This window comes from Methylobacterium amylolyticum (assembly GCF_030700245.1).
GTDB lineage: Bacteria > Pseudomonadota > Alphaproteobacteria > Rhizobiales > Beijerinckiaceae > Methylobacterium.
Genome location: NZ_JAUYZI010000018.1, coordinates 1 through 15,451, shown reverse-complemented (window position 1 = coordinate 15,451; position 15,451 = coordinate 1). Strand labels below are relative to the sequence as shown.

The following is a 15,451-nucleotide window of genomic DNA, read 5'->3' as shown; positions in this document are numbered from 1 at the left end:
TAGCAAGGCGCCGCATGACGGGGCCGCGTCCGGGCCGCCGCACCTTGCCATCGCTCCCGCGGGAGCGACATGAGCCGGTGCTGCGGCCGGCTCCGTGTCCGCCCGCGTCGACGCCTCGAAAGACCGCCGCCCTCATGGCCAGAGCCCGAGCCGGAGCCGAAGCCGGCGCCAGCAAAGCCGCCCCGAAATCCGTCTCGGAGACGCCGCGCGCCAAGCCGGCGCGTCAGAAGCCCGATGCCAAGCCCAATGCCAAGCCCGGGGCCGCGGGCGGGACCAAGGGTGCGGCCAAGTCGGCGGTGAAGGCGGAAGCCGTCGCGGACGCGAAGCTCGAAGCCCTGTTCGACCGTTCGGGACCGCCGGGCCGCGACGCGCGGGTCATCTCGGTGCGCGGCGCGCGCGAGCACAATCTCAAGAACGTCGACCTGACGATCCCCCGCGACCGGCTCGTGGTGTTCACCGGCCTGTCGGGCTCGGGCAAGTCGTCGCTCGCCTTCGACACGATCTACGCCGAGGGCCAGCGCCGCTACGTCGAGTCGCTCTCGGCCTACGCCCGCCAGTTCCTGGAGATGATGGCCAAGCCCGACGTCGACCAGATCGACGGCCTGTCGCCGGCCATCTCCATCGAGCAGAAGACCACCTCGAAGAACCCGCGCTCGACGGTCGGCACCGTCACCGAGATCTACGACTACATGCGCCTGCTGTGGGCACGGGTGGGCATCCCGTACTCGCCCGCCACCGGCCTGCCGATCGAGAGCCAGACCGTCCAGCAGATGGTCGACCGGGTGCTGGAGCTGCCCGAGAAGACCCGCCTCTACCTGCTGGCCCCCGTGGTGCGCGGTCGCAAGGGCGAGTATCGAAAAGAAATCGCGGACTTCCAGAAGAAGGGCTTCCAGCGGCTGCGGGTCGACGGCGAGTACTACCCGATCGACGACGTGCCCAAGCTCGACAAGAAGCTCAAGCACGACATCGACGTGGTGGTCGACCGGATCGTCGTGCGGGCCGACATCGCCGCCCGGCTGGCCGACTCGTTCGAGACGGCGCTGGAGCTGGCCGACGGCATCGCCGAGGTCGTGTTCGCCGACGCTCCCGAGGGCGAAGTGCCCCGGACGATCACCTTCTCGTCGCGCTTCGCCTGCCCCGTCTCGGGCTTCACCATCGCCGAGATCGAGCCGCGGCTGTTCTCGTTCAACAATCCGTTCGGCGCCTGCCCGACCTGCGGCGGCATCGGCCACGAGATGCGGATCGACCCCGACCTCGTCATCTCCGACGCGGGGCTGACCCTGAAGCGCGGCGCGGTCGGCCCCTGGGCGAAGTCGACCTCGCCCTATTACGGGCAGACCCTCGACGCGCTGGCCGAGCATTACGGCTTCAAGACCACGGTGCCCTGGGAGAAGCTGCCGGAGGCGGCCCGCGCGGTGGTGCTCTACGGGTCGGGCCGCCAGGCGATCCGCTTCCAGTACGACGACGGCCTGCGCAAGTACGCGGTCAACAAGCCGTTCGAGGGCGTGATCCCGAACCTGGAGCGGCGCTACAAGGAGAGCGACTCCGACGCGGTGCGCGAGGAGATCGGCCGCTTCATGAGCGAGACGCCCTGCGCGGCCTGCGGCGGCAAGCGGCTCAAGCCCGAGGCGCTGGCGGTCAAGGTGGCGATGGCCGACATCGGCGACGCCACCGCCCTGTCGGTGGCGCACGCCCACCGCTGGTTCACGGAGTTGCCCGAGAAACTCACGTCGAAGCAGAACGAGATCGCGGTCCGCATTCTCAAGGAAATCCGCGACCGGCTGAGCTTCCTCGTGGATGTCGGGCTGGAATACCTGACGCTCGCCCGCGGCTCGGGCTCGCTGTCGGGGGGCGAGAGCCAGCGCATCCGGCTGGCCTCGCAGATCGGCTCGGGGCTCACGGGCGTGCTCTACGTGCTGGACGAGCCGTCGATCGGCCTGCACCAGCGCGACAACGAGCGGCTGCTCGGCACCCTCAAGCGGCTGCGCGACCTCGGCAACTCGGTGATCGTCGTCGAGCACGACGAGGACGCGATCCTCCAGGCCGACTACGTGGTCGATGTCGGCCCCGGCGCCGGCATCCACGGCGGGCAGATCATCGCGCAGGGCACGCCCGAGGCGGTGCTGGCCCACCCGGATTCGCTGACCGCCAAGTACCTCACAGGGGCGCTGGCGGTGCGCATGCCCGCCGCCCGGCGCAAGGGTCGGAAGGGCAAGCTCGCCCTCCACGGGGCGCGGGGCAACAACCTGAAGGACGTCGATGTCGAGATCCCGCTCGGCACGTTCACCTGCATCACGGGCGTCTCGGGCGGGGGCAAATCCACCCTCGTCATCGACACCCTGTACAAGGCGGTGGCGAAGAAGCTGAACGGGGCGCTGGAGCACCCGGCCCCCTACGACCGGATCGAGGGGCTGGAGCACCTCGACAAGGTGATCGACATCGACCAGTCGCCGATCGGGCGCACGCCGCGCTCGAACCCGGCGACCTATATCGGCGCCTTCACGCCGATCCGCGACTGGTTCGCCGGGCTGCCCGAGGCCAAGGCGCGGGGCTACCAGCCGGGCCGCTTCTCCTTCAACGTGAAGGGCGGGCGCTGCGAGGCCTGCTCGGGCGACGGCGTCATCAAGATCGAGATGCACTTCCTGCCCGACGTCTACGTCACCTGCGACGTGTGCAAGGGCAAGCGCTACGACCGCGAGACGCTGGAGGTGAAGTACCGCGAGCGGTCGATCGCCGACGTGCTCGACATGACGGTGGAGGAGGCGGCCGAGCTGTTCAAGGCGGTGCCGGCGATCCGCGAGAAGATGGAGACCCTGAAGCGCGTCGGCCTGCACTACGTCCATGTCGGCCAGCAGGCGACCACCCTGTCGGGGGGCGAGGCGCAGCGGGTGAAGCTATCGAAGGAGCTGTCGAAGCGGGCCACCGGCCGCACCCTCTACATCCTCGACGAGCCGACCACGGGGCTGCACTTCCACGACGTCGCCAAGCTCATGGAGGTGCTCCACGAGCTGGTCGACCAGGGCAACACGGTGGTGGTGATCGAGCACAACCTCGAAGTGATCAAGACCGCCGACTGGGTGATCGACATGGGCCCCGAGGGCGGCGACGGCGGCGGCCGCGTCGTGGCCGAGGGCACGCCGGAGACGATCGCCGCCGCGAAGGCGAGCCACACCGGCCGGTTCCTGCGCGAGGTGCTGGCCCGCCGCCCCGCCGCTTCGGCCGGCCGCCGCAGCGCCGCCGAGTAGGTAATCTCTGCCGGGTTGCGGAGCGCGGCGCGTGCCCCGCAGCCCGATGATTCGGGTCCCGCCCCCGCGATTCCCACCCGCGACGGCCCCGCGCCGGGGGCCGGAGGGTGCCTGCCGGGCCCGCGGTCGCCCTGCCGGATTGCCCGCCGGGGTTGCCGGATTTGCCCGATCCGGCGCCGTCAACAGCTTGACCGTTCAACGATATTTTGCCGGTTCGATCCAATCGTGAGCGGTGTTGCAACGCGGCAAAAATGCGGCTTTTGCGCAACGGTTGGGCCGCGTGTGCAACCTGGCGAAGCATTCCACTGTCTTTCGGGCCGCCTCTGTAGAATAGTCCCAGACGTTGAGACGGGGCGGCTTCCGTGGGGGCGCTCGGTGCAACCCCAGCGGTGTCCGTGAACGGCGGACGGAGCGGCAGGGTCGTGCCGATTGCGGGACGGAAGTCAGAGACCTTGGGAAGGAACGAGAAAATGATGAAGAACTGGCTCGCCGCCGGCGCGGTCGCGCTCACGGTCGGCATGACTTCGACGATCGCCAACGCGCAAAGCACCACGGTCCCCGGCGAACAGGTCGGCCTCGCGGTCGGCGCGCCGCTGCCCGAGGGCATCTACGCGATCAACACCTTCACCTACCGCCGCCCCGATGCGCCGTCCTCGGCGCTGAGCGGCTCGGCCGACACCGCCGTCAACATCCCGGTGCTGGTGTGGGCGACCCCGCTCGTTCCGTTCGGCGGCCGCATCGAGCTGGTCGTGGCGCCCCCGACCGTGTTCGCCTTCACCCGTAACCCGGCCGGCGTGCGCAACAAGGACATCTCGATCAACGTCGGCACCTTCGTCGGCGGCATCTGGGCGTTCGACCTGGGCGGCAACTTCGGCGTCAGCTTGCTCGGCGGCGTGTACCTGAACGACCTCAACGGCGACCGCGGCTCGCTCTACTCGGGCGCTTTCGCGCCGAACCCGCTCGTCCCGGGCGGCCTCAGCCCGGTCGGCACGCCGATCCTGCCGCAGCTCTCGTCGAACACCTACCGCTTCGGCGTCGCGGGCAGCTACACCGGCAACGGCTGGAACCTGACCGCCAACATCACCGCCAACTTCTACGACTCCCCCGGCCGCTTCGGTGGTCCGGTCGGCGCCGCCATCGGCCCGATCCGCCTGTCGGACGCCCTGAACTTCGACCTCACCGCGACGAAGAAGTTCGGCAACTTCGAGATCGGCGCCGTCGGCTACGGCACCTACAACTTCGACATCAGCCAGTTCAGCGCGGCGTTCAACAACCGCGGCCGGTTCGCCCTGGGCGGCCTCGTCGGCTACGACTTCAAGGTGTTCACCGTCCAGGCCTACGTCGCCCGCGACGTCGTCACCGGTGCGACCTACACGAGCGCGCTCGGTCAGACCCGCACCAACTACTCCACGGATGGCTGGATCCGTCTGATCGTGCCGCTGTACACCGCTGCGCCGGCCCCGTCGCCGGTCCCGGCCCCGCTGGTCCGCAAGTACTGAGGCTCACGTCCGGACGCGGTCCCCTCGGGGCCGCGCCCGCCGAAGTCCGCGAACCGCCCGGTCCCCGCAGGGACCGGGCGGTTCGTCGTTTGGAGGGCGCCTCGGCACCCGCGGCCGTCCCCAGTCGGTGCCGTCCCCAGCCGGCGCTGTCCCCGCGGTGCGTCGCCTCGACCGCGCATCTCCTGTAGACCGGTTCCGCGCGCGGCAGCGCGCCGCGTCTGTCGCGCGGCGCTCCGCGGGCCTATGTTGTCGGGATCCGGTCCGGCGCCCGCGGGCGCGGCGTCGGCGGAGGCGGCAGCGGAACGCCTGAAGGAAGGCCATGACGACCCAGGGCGAGTGGAAGATCCCCGCGCAGGCTCAGCCCAAGGCCGGCGACTACGCCTACGACCTCGACCGGGCCCTGTCGGCGGTGCTCTCCCTGTCCGCCCGGGTGCCCGAGGACGCCTTCACGGCGGAGACGCTGGGCACCGAGCGGGCGGGCAACGGCGTGCTGATCCGCGAGGACGGGCTGGTGCTCACCATCGGCTACCTCGTCACCGAGGCCGAGACCGTCTGGCTCACCACCAACGAGGGGCGCTCGGTGCCCGGCCACGTGCTCGGCTTCGATGCGGTGACCGGCTTCGGCCTCGTCCTGGCGCTCGGCGACCTCGGCGTGCCGCCGCTCCCGCTCGGCCGCTCGACGGTGCTGAAGACCGGCGACCGGGCGGTGGTGGCGGGCGCGGGCGGGCGCCAGCGCTGCGTCGCCGTCGAACTCGTCGCCCGCCAGGAATTCGCGGGCTACTGGGAGTACGTCCTCGACGAGGCCCTGTTCACCGCCCCCGCTCACCCGCACTGGGGCGGCACCGCGCTGATCGGGCCGAAGGGGGATCTCCTCGGTATCGGCTCGCTGCAACTCCAGCAGGGCGGAGGCGGGGGCGCCTCGGCGCGGCCGATCAACATGGTCGTGCCGATCGACCTGCTGCCGCCGATCCTCGACGACCTCGCCACCCGCGGGCGCGCCGACCGCCCCGCCCGGCCCTGGCTCGGCCTCTACGCCACCGAGAGCGAGGACGGGATCGTCGTGATGGGGCTGGCCGAGGGCGGTCCGGCCGACAGCGGCGGCCTCCAGGCCGGCGACGTGATCGAGGCGGTGGCCGGCGAGCCGGTCTCGGAGCTCGCCGCCCTGTTCCGCGCCGTCTGGGCGCTCGGCGAGGCGGGGGTGCGGGTGCCGCTCACCGTGCGCCGCGACGGCCGCGCCCTGAAGCTCGCCCTGGTCTCGAGCGACCGCGAGCGCTTCCTGCGCACGCCGTCGCTGCACTGAGGCGCCCCGGCCCCGTCACGGCTCGCCCGCGCGCCTGCACGCCCGCCGGATCATCCGGCGTTCATGCGGCGGCGGGCATCCCCTGCCCCGTCCGGCCGCCCCGGCGGCGGACCACGCAGGAGATCACCTCATGACGATTGTGAGCGCGCCCGGCGCGAAGGCCCTCGTCAAGCCCCTGATCAAGCCTCTCGTCCTCGCGGCCGCCATGACCGGCGGGCTCGGGCTGGCGGGCACGGCGCAGGCGGCCGGCGGTTGCGGCCCCGGCTTCCACCCGAACCCCTGGGGCATCTGCCGTCCGAACTGGGGGCCCCGCCCCTACTGGGGGCCGCGGCCGCACTGGGGCCCCCGCCCCGACTGGCGCCGCCCGGCCTATTACGGCGGCTACGGCCCGCCGCGGCCCTTCTACGGCCCGCGCCCGTTCTACTGAGGGCCCGGCGCCGGACACCGAGGATCCCGAACGAAGGGCGTCCCGCCGCTGGCGGGGCGCCCTTCGCGCGTCCAGACCATGCGCAGATCGAATGTCCACCGAAAATGCTTGCCAAAATCTTAGCCGACCATGCGTAATTCGCATGCCTGATGCTTGGCCTTGGCGCTCCTGCTGCGGCGCAGCGAGCATATATGTGCACTGCACCAACAAGAGGCAGCGGCGCCCAACGAAGTGGCGTCGCCTGCCCGAACAGAGGTCAGAGTCCACACCATGTCCGCTGCCCGTAGCGTCCTCAGCCGTGTCCGCGCCTACCTCCGGTACCGCGATACCGTCGCCCAGCTCTCGCGCCTGTCCGACCGCGATCTCGCCGATCTCGGCATCAGCCGCAGCGACATCCGCGGCATCGCCCGCGTCTGACGCGCCTCGCGAGGTCTGCTTGAGGGCCGCCGCCCGTTGATCCGGGCGGCGGCCCTCCGCTATTTTCGGGCATGACACAGACCATCCACATCGTCGGCGGCGGCCTCGCCGGCTCCGAGGCCGCGTGGCAGGCGGCCCGCGCCGGCCACCGCGCCGTGATCCACGAGATGCGCCCCGTGCGCGGCACCGAGGCCCACCAGACCGACGGGCTCGCGGAACTCGTCTGCTCGAACTCCTTCCGCTCCGACGATGCCGCCGGCAACGCGGTCGGCCTGCTGCACCAGGAGATGCGGGCGCTCGGCTCGCTGATCATGGCCGCCGCCGACGCCAACCAGGTGCCGGCGGGCGGGGCGCTGGCGGTGGACCGCGAGGGCTTCTCCGCCGCGGTGACGCGGGCGCTCGAGCAGCACCCGAACGTGAGGATCGTCCGCGAGGAGGTCGACGGCCTGCCGCCCGAAGACTGGGGGCCCTGCATCGTCGCCACCGGTCCCCTCACCGCCCCGGCGCTGGCCGAGGGCATCCGCGGGCTGACCGGCGCCGAGTCGCTGGCCTTCTTCGACGCCATCGCGCCGATCGTCCACCGCGAGTCGATCGACATGGACGTGGCGTGGTTCCAGTCGCGCTACGACAAGCCCGGCCCCGGCGGCACGGGGGCCGACTACCTCAACTGCCCGATGGACCGGGCGCAGTACGACGCGTTCGTCGCGGCGCTGGTGGCGGGGGACAAGATCGGGTTCAAGGGCTGGGAGGGCACGCCCTACTTCGACGGCTGCCTGCCGATCGAGGTGATGGCCGAGCGCGGGCCCGAGACCCTGCGCCACGGCCCGATGAAGCCGGTCGGCCTCACCAACCCCCGCGACCCCGGCACCAAGCCCTGCGCGATCGTGCAACTGCGCCAGGACAACGCGCTCGGCACCCTCTACAACATGGTCGGCTTCCAGACGAAGCTGACCTATTCCGAGCAGGTCCGGATCTTCCGCACCATCCCCGGGCTGGAGCGGGCCGAGTTCGCCCGCCTGGGCGGCCTGCACCGCAACACATACCTCGACAGCCCGCGCCTGCTGGACGCCACCCTGCGCCTCAAGGCCCGGCCGGCGCTCCGCTTCGCCGGCCAGATCACCGGCTGCGAGGGCTACGTGGAGAGCGCCGCGGTCGGGCTGATGGCCGGCCGGTTCGCGGTGGCCGAGGCCGCGGGCGCGTCGCTGACGCCTCTGCCGCAGACCACCGCGCTCGGGGCGCTGATCGCCCACATCACCGGCGGCCATCTCGCCGCCGACGGCGAGGCCAACGCGCCGCGCTCGTTCCAGCCGATGAACGTCAATTTCGGCCTGTTCCCGCCGCTGGAGCGGGCGCCGCGCAACGAGACCGGCCGCCGCCTGCGCGGGCCGGAGAAGGCGGCGCTGAAGAAGCGGGCGCTCACCGACCGGGCGCGGGCCGACCTCGCCGCCTGGATGACGGGGACGCAGGGGCTGCCGACGGCCGCGGAGTAGGCGGCCTGCCCGAGGCCGCTGCCGCCCGGCGCCGCCCGTCGCCCGGAAGCCCCGCCCGGATCAGCCCCGCGGAGCCCCTGTCCGTGCCCCCGGTCGGCGACCCGATCGCGGGTGCGCGGCACCGGGCCGCCGTGACCGGCGGCGGATCGCGCGTCACAATCGGAAATTGAAAGTTGGGGCGGCCCCGTCTAGGGCGGGCATGCATGGGCGAGGACGGGACGCGGATGACAGCGGTGGACCAGTCGGTCGCCGGTCGGTTCGGTGACGAACGCTTCCGGCTGCTGATCCAGGCGGTCACGGACTACGCGATCTACATGCTCGACCCCACCGGCATCGTCGTCTCCTGGAATCCGGGCGCGGAGCGCTTCAAGGGCTACGGCGAGGCCGAGATCCTCGGCCAGCACTTCTCGCGCTTCTACACGGAGGAGGACCGGGCGACCGACCTGCCGCGGCGGGCCCTGGCGACGGCGGCGACCGAGGGCCGGTTCGAGCAGGAGGGCTGGCGCCTGCGCAAGGACGGCACCCGCATGTGGGCGCACGTCGTCATCGACCCGATCCGGGCGCCCTCCGGCGACCTCATCGGCTACGCCAAGATCACCCGGGACATCAGCGTCCGCCACGCCGCGCAGGAGGCCCTGCGCCTGAGCGAGCAGCGCTTCCGCCTCCTCGTGCAGGGCGTGACCGACTACGCCATCTACATGCTGAGCCCGGAGGGCATCGTCACCAACTGGAACGGGGGCGCGGGGCGGATCAAGGGCTACACGGAGGCCGAGATCGTCGGCCAGCACTTCTCCCGCTTCTACACGGAGGCCGACCGGGAGGCGGGGGTGCCGACGCGGGCGCTTGCGCGGGCCGCCGCGGAGGGGACCTACGAGGCCGAGGGCTGGCGGGTGCGCAAGGACGGCACCCGCTTCTTCGCCAGCGTGGTCATCGACGCGATCCGCGACGAGACCGGCGCGCTCGTCGGCTTCGCCAAGGTCACCCGGGACATCACCGAGCGGCGGAATGCGCAGCAATCCCTGGAGAAGACGCGCGCATCCCTGTTCCAGGCGCAGAAGATGGAGGCGCTGGGCGGCCTGAGCTCGGGTATCGCGCACGATTTCAACAACCTGCTCACCGTCGTCCTCGGCAATCTCGACCTGCTGCGCCGGGCGCCCGAGGAGCGGCGCGCCCGGCTGATCGACAACGCCGTCCAGGCGGTCGAGCAGGGCCGGCGGCTGACGCAGCAACTCCTCGCCTTCGGCCGCCGCCACCTCGTCCAGCCCGAGGTGATCGACGTGAGCCGCCTGATCCGCGGCATGGAGGACATGCTCAAGCAGTCGCTGCGCGGCGATATCGACCTCGTCCTCGATCTCGGCGCGGATCTCCCCGCCGTCGAGGTCGACCCGTCCCAGTTGCAGATCGCGCTGATCAACCTCGCCGTGAACGCGCGCGACGCGATGCCGGCGGGCGGCGCGTTCCGGGTCCGGACCCGATCCGCCGCGTTCGGGGAGGCCCGCGCCCCCGGCATCGAGATCGCGGTGAGCGACACCGGCCAGGGCATGGCGCCGGAGGTGCAGCGGCGGGCCTTCGAGCCGTTCTTCAGCACCAAGGAGGTGGGCAGGGGCACGGGGCTGGGGCTGCCGCAGGTCTACGGCTTCGCGCAGCAGGCGAACGGCTCGGTGCAGATCGCGAGCGAGGTCGGCCAGGGCACCACCTTCACGATCGCGCTGCCGGCGACCGAGGCCGCCGCCCCGCCCAAAGCGGCCGCGGACCTGGGGGCCGGCGCGGTGGCGCGCCCCCTGAGCATCCTGCTGGTCGAGGACAACGAGCACGTCGCGGAGGTCGCCCGCGCCATCCTGGCCGAGCGCGGCCACGCGGTGGTGAGCGCCGGCAGCGCCCCCGAGGCGCTGGAGGTGCTCGAAGCGGACGCGCGCTTCGACCTGCTGCTGTCGGATCTGGTGATGCCCGGCGGCATGAACGGGCTCGATCTGGCCCAGCGCGCGCGGAGCCGCTGGCCCGGCCTGCCGACGCTGCTCGCGACCGGCTACAGCGAGCACGCCGCGCGCGCCGTGGCGGAGGGGTTCCCGCTGATCTCGAAGCCCTACGAGCCCGCGGGCCTCGTCCTCGCGGTCGAGCGGACGGCGCTGCGCGGGGAGCCGGTCGCGCCCCACGCCGCCTGATACCGCTTCCGGGTGAACCGTTCGGTAACCTGGGCCCACGCCGTCATCGCGAGCCGTAGGCGAAGCGACCCAGGGCAGCGCGCGGTTTGAGACGGTGGCGCCCCTGGATTGCTTCGCTCCGCTCGCAAAGACGGAGAGCGTCGATCCCGAACCCTTCAGCCGGAAGCCGTATGAGGCTGCATCCGCTTGAGAACGGTCCTGCCGGGAACGGTCCTGCCGAGATCTTCCTGCAACGTCTCGCCCCGCCGGCCGTTGACGCTTCGAGGGCCGGAGCGCTGCCATGCAGATCCGCAAGCAAGCCACCTACGATGGGGTCTGGACCGTCTTCGTCGGCGAACATCTCTGCTTCAGCGACCTGAGCGAGCCGGAGGCCGACGCGCTGGTAGCCGCCTTCGCGCGCGTCTCGGGGGCCGGGGCGCGCGACTGACCGCGTTTCCGGTCGATGGGTGCGCGACCGTCTGCGTCCGTCTTCGCGAGCGGCGCGAAGCAGCCCGGCGGCGCCCTTCGCGAACGCGCGCTGCCCTGGATCGCTTCGCTGCCGCTGGCGAGGACGTTGCGGGCTCGGCGACCGGGTGGTCCGGCCGAGTCCGGTAGAAGTTTCACCCCTCCTCCCGGCGCGCCCGGCGCAGGGTTTCCCAGCGGTCGAGGCGCTCGGCGAGGCGGGTCTCGTAGCCGCGCTCGGTCGGGGCGTAGAGCTGCTGGCGGCCCAGCGCCTCCGGCCAGTAATCCTGGCCCGAGAAGGCGTCCGGCTCGTCGTGGTCGTAGCGGTAGCCCTGCCCGTAGCCGATGCGCTTCATCAGCTTGGTCGGTGCGTTGAGGATGGTCCGCGGCGGCGGCAGCGAGCCGGCCTCCTTGGCGAGCCGCGTCGCCGCCTTGTAGGCCGTGTAGACCGCGTTCGATTTCGGGGCGCAGGCGAGGTAGATCGCGGCCTGCGCCAGCGCCAATTCGCCCTCCGGGCTGCCGAGGAAGTCGAACGCGTCCTTGGCGGCGTTGGCGACCGCCAGCGCCTGCGGGTCGGCCAGCCCGATATCCTCCACCGCCATGCGCACGAGGCGGCGGGCGATGAACAGCCGGTCCTCCCCCGCGTCGAGCATCCGGCAGAGGTAGTACAGCGCCGCGTCCGGGTCCGAGCCGCGGACGGTCTTGTGGAGGGCGGAGATCAGGTTGTAGTGCCCCTCCTCCGCCTTGTCGTAGACCGGCGCGCGCCGCTGCACGATCTCCTGCAGCTTCTCCGCGTCGAGGGTCTCGCCCGGGGCGGCCGAGCGCCAGACCTCTTCCGCCAGCGTCAGCGACGCCCGCCCGTCGCCGTCGGCCATGCGGACCAGCACGGCGCGGGCCTCCTCGGTCAGCGGCAGCACCTGCCCGGTCTTCGCCTCGGCGCGGGCGAGCAGCCGGCCGATCGCCCCGGGATCGAGGGCGCGGAACAGCAGCACCCGCGCCCGCGACAGCAGCGCCGCGTTCAGCTCGAAGGACGGGTTCTCGGTGGTGGCGCCGACGAGGGTGACGGTGCCGTCCTCCATCACCGGCAGGAAGGCGTCGAGCTGCGCCCGGTTGAACCGGTGGATCTCGTCGACGAACAGCAGGGTGCCCTGCCCCGTCGCGCGCCGCCTGCGCGCCGCCTCGAACACCTTGCGGAGTTCGGCGACGCCGGAAAAGATCGCCGAGATCTGCTCGAAATGCAGGTCGGTGCCGGCCGCGAGGAGGCGCGCGACGGTGGTCTTGCCGGTGCCGGGCGGGCCCCAGAAGACCAGCGAGCCGAGGCTCCTGCCGCGCAGCAGGCGGGTGAGCGCCCCGCCCTCCCCGGTCAGGTGCTCCTGGCCGACCACCTCGTCGAGGGTCTCGGGACGGAGCCGGTCGGCCAGCGGGCGCGGGCCCGAGGGCTCGGACGACGGCTCGGCACCCCCGCCGGAGTGCGGGGCCGATCCGGGGCCGGCGGACGCGAACAGGTCGGACATCCGCGCATCAACACCGGCCGCGGCGGCCGGCGCAAGCCGCGATCCGGACCGATCATCAGAAGGCCGTGGGCTTGCGGCGGACCACGTTCGGGACGTGTGGGGTGGAGGCCCGCCGGGCGGCAGCTTTCCGGGGTCAGCCGCTGAAATACGAGGTCAGCACCTCGCCGCCCCGGTTGATCGCGATCTCCCACGCGTTGAAGCTGCTGCGGGTGATCCGGTCGAGATCCTTGGTGGTGGCCACCGGCATGCCGTTGACCGACACCACCACGTCGCCCTTCTGGAGGCCGGCGCGGGCGGCGAAGCTGTTGTCGTCCACCGCCTGCACCGCCACGCCCTCGACGGGGAAGTCGACCTGCAGATCTTCGGCCACCGCCGGCGAGGTGTTGACGACGGTGGCGCCCAGGAACGGCGAGCGGGTGCGGACCTTCAGCACGTCGCGCGGGCGCGTCTCCGGTGCGGGCCCGAGCTTCACCGTCACGGTCTGGCGCCCGGTCCCGCGCAGGATCCCGAACCGGGTCTGGCCCTGGATCCCCTTGAGGGCGAACCGGTAGCCGAACGCCTCGGGATCGTCGACGGTCTGGCCGTCGACGGTGAGGATCAGGTCGCCGCGCTTCAGCCCCGCCTCCTCGGCCGGGCTCTTCGCCTGGAGGCTCGCCACCAGCACGCCGGTCGGGTGGTCCAGGCCCATGCTGTCGGCGATGTCCGGGGAGACGCTCTGGATCCGGGCGCCGAGCCAGGGCCGGCGCACCACCGTCAGGCCGTCGCGGGCCGCATCGACCACCGCCTTGACCATGCTCACGGGGATCGCGAAGCCGATGCCGTGGCTGCCGCCGGACTGCGAGTAGATCGCGGTGTTGATGCCGACGAGCTGCCCGCGCAGGTCGACCAGCGCGCCACCGGAATTGCCCGGATTGATCGCCGCGTCGGTCTGGATGAAGTACTGGTAGTCGGCCGAGCCGACCTGGGTGCGCGCCAGCGCCGAGACGATGCCCTGCGTCACCGTCTGGCCGACGCCGAACGGGTTGCCGATCGCCATCACGAAGTCGCCGACCTCCAGCGCGTCGGCGTCGCCGAACGGCATCGGTGTGAGGCCGGCGGGCGGCGTCTTGATCTTCACCACCGCGAGGTCGGTGCGGGGGTCGCGCAGCAGGATGGCGGCCTCGAACTCGCGACGGTCGCTGAGCGCGATGCGCACCTCGTTCATGTTGTCGATGACGTGGGCGTTGGTGATGACGAGGCCCGACCCGTCGACCAGCACGCCCGAGCCCAGCGAGCGCTGCGCCCGGTCGCCGCGCGGGCCGCGCCCGCCCTCCGGCTCGCCGAAGAAGCGGCGCATGAACTCGTCCATCGCGCTCGCGCGCGCGTTCGAGCGCTTCTCCACGTGCGAGGCGTAGACGTTGACCACCGAGGGCGCCGCCCGCTTCACCACGGGGGCGAAGGAGAGCTGCACGTCGGTCTTGCTCAGCGGCACCGCCTTGGCCGTCCCGTCCTTCGCCGGGGGCGCCTCGGTCCGGGCCATCTGCGCCGCGGCGGGGGCGGCGACGAGCGCGGCGGCGAGCGCGGGCAGGGCGAGGCGGGTCAGCATACGGGGCTCCGGCGGTGGGGGCCTGCCCTCCGTCCGTAGCAGAATTGGCGGCGGAAGCGGGCGTTCCGCGCGCAGGTATCGAGGCTGATTGCGGCAGACCCGCGACACCGTCGCAGAAGCCGCGGGCCGGAGGGGCCGGGCGCGACCCCGGTCAGGCGTCTTCCTTGCGCTTGGCGCGCCGCCGCTTGGCCGGCTCGGGCTCTGACGGTTCCACCGCGGCCTCGCCCGCCTCGTCGGCCACGCGCCGCCGCTGCTGCCCCAGACCCAGGGAGCGGGCGAGCGCCGAGCGCTGCTCCGAGTAGCTCTGAGCCGTCATCGGATAATCGAGGTCGAGCCCCCACTTCGCCCGGTAGGCCTCCGGGGTGAGGCCGCGCAGGGTCAGGTGCCGCCGCAGGGTCTTGTAGGGTTTGCCGTCCTCGAACGAGACCAGGAAATCCGGCGTCACCGAGCGCTTGATCTCCTGCGCGGTCGGCTTGGTCGGCGCCTCGACCGGCTGCGCCGCCTGGGCCGCCGCGCGGATCGCATCGTGCACGTCCTGGAGCAGCTTTGGCAGATCACCGCTCTGGACATGGTTGTTGCTGACATAGGCCGAGACGATCTCGGCCGCGAGCGTGATGATGCGGGCCTTGTCCGCTTCGAATCGCGTCATGTGCTGAACACCGCCCTCTCGTGCCGACGAAACTCGCCAGAACGCCATCCTAGCGTTGCGGTCCGACATCCTGATACAATCTAATTTCCTTGAAACGTCAAGGTAAAAAAGTTGACTCCTGCCTATCTCCCAGACTTCACGAGTTCTCGGCACGCCGCTGAAACCAACCTCACGGAATTGACCGGCTCCGATGTCGTTTGTGCACAATCTTGAGTCGGATCTACATTGCGCGCCGGGCAGAACGTGGTTCCGCTTGAGCAGGATTGCGTGCGGACCGCGGCTTGTATGGCCGTGTCGGCGGTGCGCGCGGCCGAGCCGGCGGTGATGCAATCTTAGGGTGAGGCGTCAACAGCGCAGAACGGGACGGACGATTTCCGGACCGGGCTCGTTCTGGTGATTTCTGCGCGCACGAAAACCCCGTCCGGCGTGGCCGGACGGGGTTTGGGTCGGTGTGTGTTTGGTTGCGGGGGCTGGATTTGAACCAGCGACCTTCAGGTTATGAGCCTGACGAGCTACCGGGCTGCTCCACCCCGCGGCAGGTGTGTGGCGCCGGGGCTGCCCGTTCGGGCGGCGTGGTCCGGCGTGTTCGTGAGAGGGGATGTGTTGTTGCGTTGTGCGGGTCTGGCGGCGACCGACTCTCCCGTGCCTTGAGGCACAGTACCATGGGCGCTGGCGTGTTTAACGGCCGAGTTCGAGATGGGATCGGGTTCTGGGCACGCCGC

At 71.6% G+C, this 15,451-nt stretch carries 11 protein-coding genes, 1 tRNA gene and 1 rRNA gene; 8 read left to right on the top strand and 5 right to left on the bottom strand.

The window, feature by feature from the left end; all coding sequences use genetic code 11:
- The first annotated feature begins 134 nt into the window (after window positions 1–134).
- From uvrA to Q8W71_RS14165, 8 genes are all read left to right on the top strand, one after another.
- Window positions 135–3,245: an excinuclease ABC subunit UvrA gene (gene uvrA / locus Q8W71_RS14200; protein WP_305526031.1), complete on the top strand. Its 3,111-nt coding sequence runs from the start codon at window positions 135–137 to the stop codon at window positions 3,243–3,245.
- A 470-nt stretch (window positions 3,246–3,715) separates the two neighbouring features.
- On the top strand, window positions 3,716–4,744 hold the full coding sequence (locus Q8W71_RS14195) for a transporter family protein (RefSeq protein WP_305526030.1): 1,029 nt from the start codon (window positions 3,716–3,718) through the stop codon (window positions 4,742–4,744).
- A 319-nt stretch (window positions 4,745–5,063) separates the two neighbouring features.
- On the top strand, window positions 5,064–6,044 hold the full coding sequence (locus tag Q8W71_RS14190) for a S1C family serine protease (protein ID WP_305526029.1): 981 nt from the start codon (window positions 5,064–5,066) through the stop codon (window positions 6,042–6,044).
- A 130-nt stretch (window positions 6,045–6,174) separates the two neighbouring features.
- Complete coding sequence (locus Q8W71_RS14185; RefSeq protein ID WP_305526028.1) at window positions 6,175–6,471, top strand: GCG_CRPN prefix-to-repeats domain-containing protein; 297 nt, start codon at window positions 6,175–6,177, stop codon at window positions 6,469–6,471.
- A gap of 270 nt (window positions 6,472–6,741) precedes the next feature.
- Window positions 6,742–6,888 carry a DUF1127 domain-containing protein gene (locus tag Q8W71_RS14180; RefSeq protein ID WP_305526027.1) on the top strand — a complete coding sequence of 49 codons (147 nt, stop codon included), beginning with the start codon at window positions 6,742–6,744 and terminating at the stop codon, window positions 6,886–6,888.
- A 71-nt stretch (window positions 6,889–6,959) separates the two neighbouring features.
- The gene (gene trmFO, locus Q8W71_RS14175) at window positions 6,960–8,378 is read left to right on the top strand and encodes a methylenetetrahydrofolate--tRNA-(uracil(54)-C(5))-methyltransferase (FADH(2)-oxidizing) TrmFO (RefSeq protein WP_305526026.1); all 1,419 of its coding nucleotides are present in this window, start codon (window positions 6,960–6,962) and stop codon (window positions 8,376–8,378) included.
- A 224-nt stretch (window positions 8,379–8,602) separates the two neighbouring features.
- Entirely contained in the window at window positions 8,603–10,540 is a 1,938-nt protein-coding gene (locus tag Q8W71_RS14170) for a hybrid sensor histidine kinase/response regulator (protein WP_305526025.1), read from the top strand.
- Between the two features lie 280 nt (window positions 10,541–10,820).
- Entirely contained in the window at window positions 10,821–10,967 is a 147-nt protein-coding gene (locus Q8W71_RS14165; RefSeq protein ID WP_305526024.1) for a hypothetical protein, read from the top strand.
- A 172-nt stretch (window positions 10,968–11,139) separates the two neighbouring features.
- Here the strand turns inward: Q8W71_RS14165 and Q8W71_RS14160 are convergent, their stop codons facing one another.
- From Q8W71_RS14160 to rrf, 5 genes are all read right to left on the bottom strand, one after another.
- On the bottom strand, window positions 11,140–12,495 hold the full coding sequence (locus tag Q8W71_RS14160) for a replication-associated recombination protein A (RefSeq protein ID WP_305526023.1): 1,356 nt from the start codon (window positions 12,493–12,495) through the stop codon (window positions 11,140–11,142).
- A 133-nt stretch (window positions 12,496–12,628) separates the two neighbouring features.
- Complete coding sequence (locus Q8W71_RS14155; RefSeq protein ID WP_305526022.1) at window positions 12,629–14,080, bottom strand: Do family serine endopeptidase; 1,452 nt, start codon at window positions 14,078–14,080, stop codon at window positions 12,629–12,631.
- A 151-nt stretch (window positions 14,081–14,231) separates the two neighbouring features.
- On the bottom strand, window positions 14,232–14,729 hold the full coding sequence (locus Q8W71_RS14150) for a Ros/MucR family transcriptional regulator (protein ID WP_305526021.1): 498 nt from the start codon (window positions 14,727–14,729) through the stop codon (window positions 14,232–14,234).
- A 458-nt stretch (window positions 14,730–15,187) separates the two neighbouring features.
- Window positions 15,188–15,264: transfer RNA gene (locus Q8W71_RS14145), tRNA-Met, on the bottom strand.
- A gap of 84 nt (window positions 15,265–15,348) precedes the next feature.
- Window positions 15,349–15,451: ribosomal RNA gene (gene rrf / locus Q8W71_RS14140) — 5S ribosomal RNA — on the bottom strand; the annotation flags it as partial.

Excerpts from the sequence above, each read along its gene's own strand:
- uvrA (WP_305526031.1), top strand. The coding sequence starts at position 135 with ATGGCCAGAGCCCGAGCCGGAGCCGAAGCCGGCGCCAGCAAAGCCGCC.
- Q8W71_RS14195 (WP_305526030.1), top strand. The coding sequence starts at position 3,716 with ATGATGAAGAACTGGCTCGCCGCCGGCGCGGTCGCGCTCACGGTCGGC.
- Q8W71_RS14190 (WP_305526029.1), top strand. The coding sequence starts at position 5,064 with ATGACGACCCAGGGCGAGTGGAAGATCCCCGCGCAGGCTCAGCCCAAG.
- Q8W71_RS14185 (WP_305526028.1), top strand. The coding sequence starts at position 6,175 with ATGACGATTGTGAGCGCGCCCGGCGCGAAGGCCCTCGTCAAGCCCCTG.
- Q8W71_RS14180 (WP_305526027.1), top strand. The coding sequence starts at position 6,742 with ATGTCCGCTGCCCGTAGCGTCCTCAGCCGTGTCCGCGCCTACCTCCGG.
- trmFO (WP_305526026.1), top strand. The coding sequence starts at position 6,960 with ATGACACAGACCATCCACATCGTCGGCGGCGGCCTCGCCGGCTCCGAG.
- Q8W71_RS14170 (WP_305526025.1), top strand. The coding sequence starts at position 8,603 with ATGACAGCGGTGGACCAGTCGGTCGCCGGTCGGTTCGGTGACGAACGC.
- Q8W71_RS14165 (WP_305526024.1), top strand. The coding sequence starts at position 10,821 with ATGCAGATCCGCAAGCAAGCCACCTACGATGGGGTCTGGACCGTCTTC.
- Q8W71_RS14160 (WP_305526023.1), bottom strand. The coding sequence starts at position 12,495 with ATGTCCGACCTGTTCGCGTCCGCCGGCCCCGGATCGGCCCCGCACTCC.
- Q8W71_RS14155 (WP_305526022.1), bottom strand. The coding sequence starts at position 14,080 with ATGCTGACCCGCCTCGCCCTGCCCGCGCTCGCCGCCGCGCTCGTCGCC.
- Q8W71_RS14150 (WP_305526021.1), bottom strand. The coding sequence starts at position 14,729 with ATGACGCGATTCGAAGCGGACAAGGCCCGCATCATCACGCTCGCGGCC.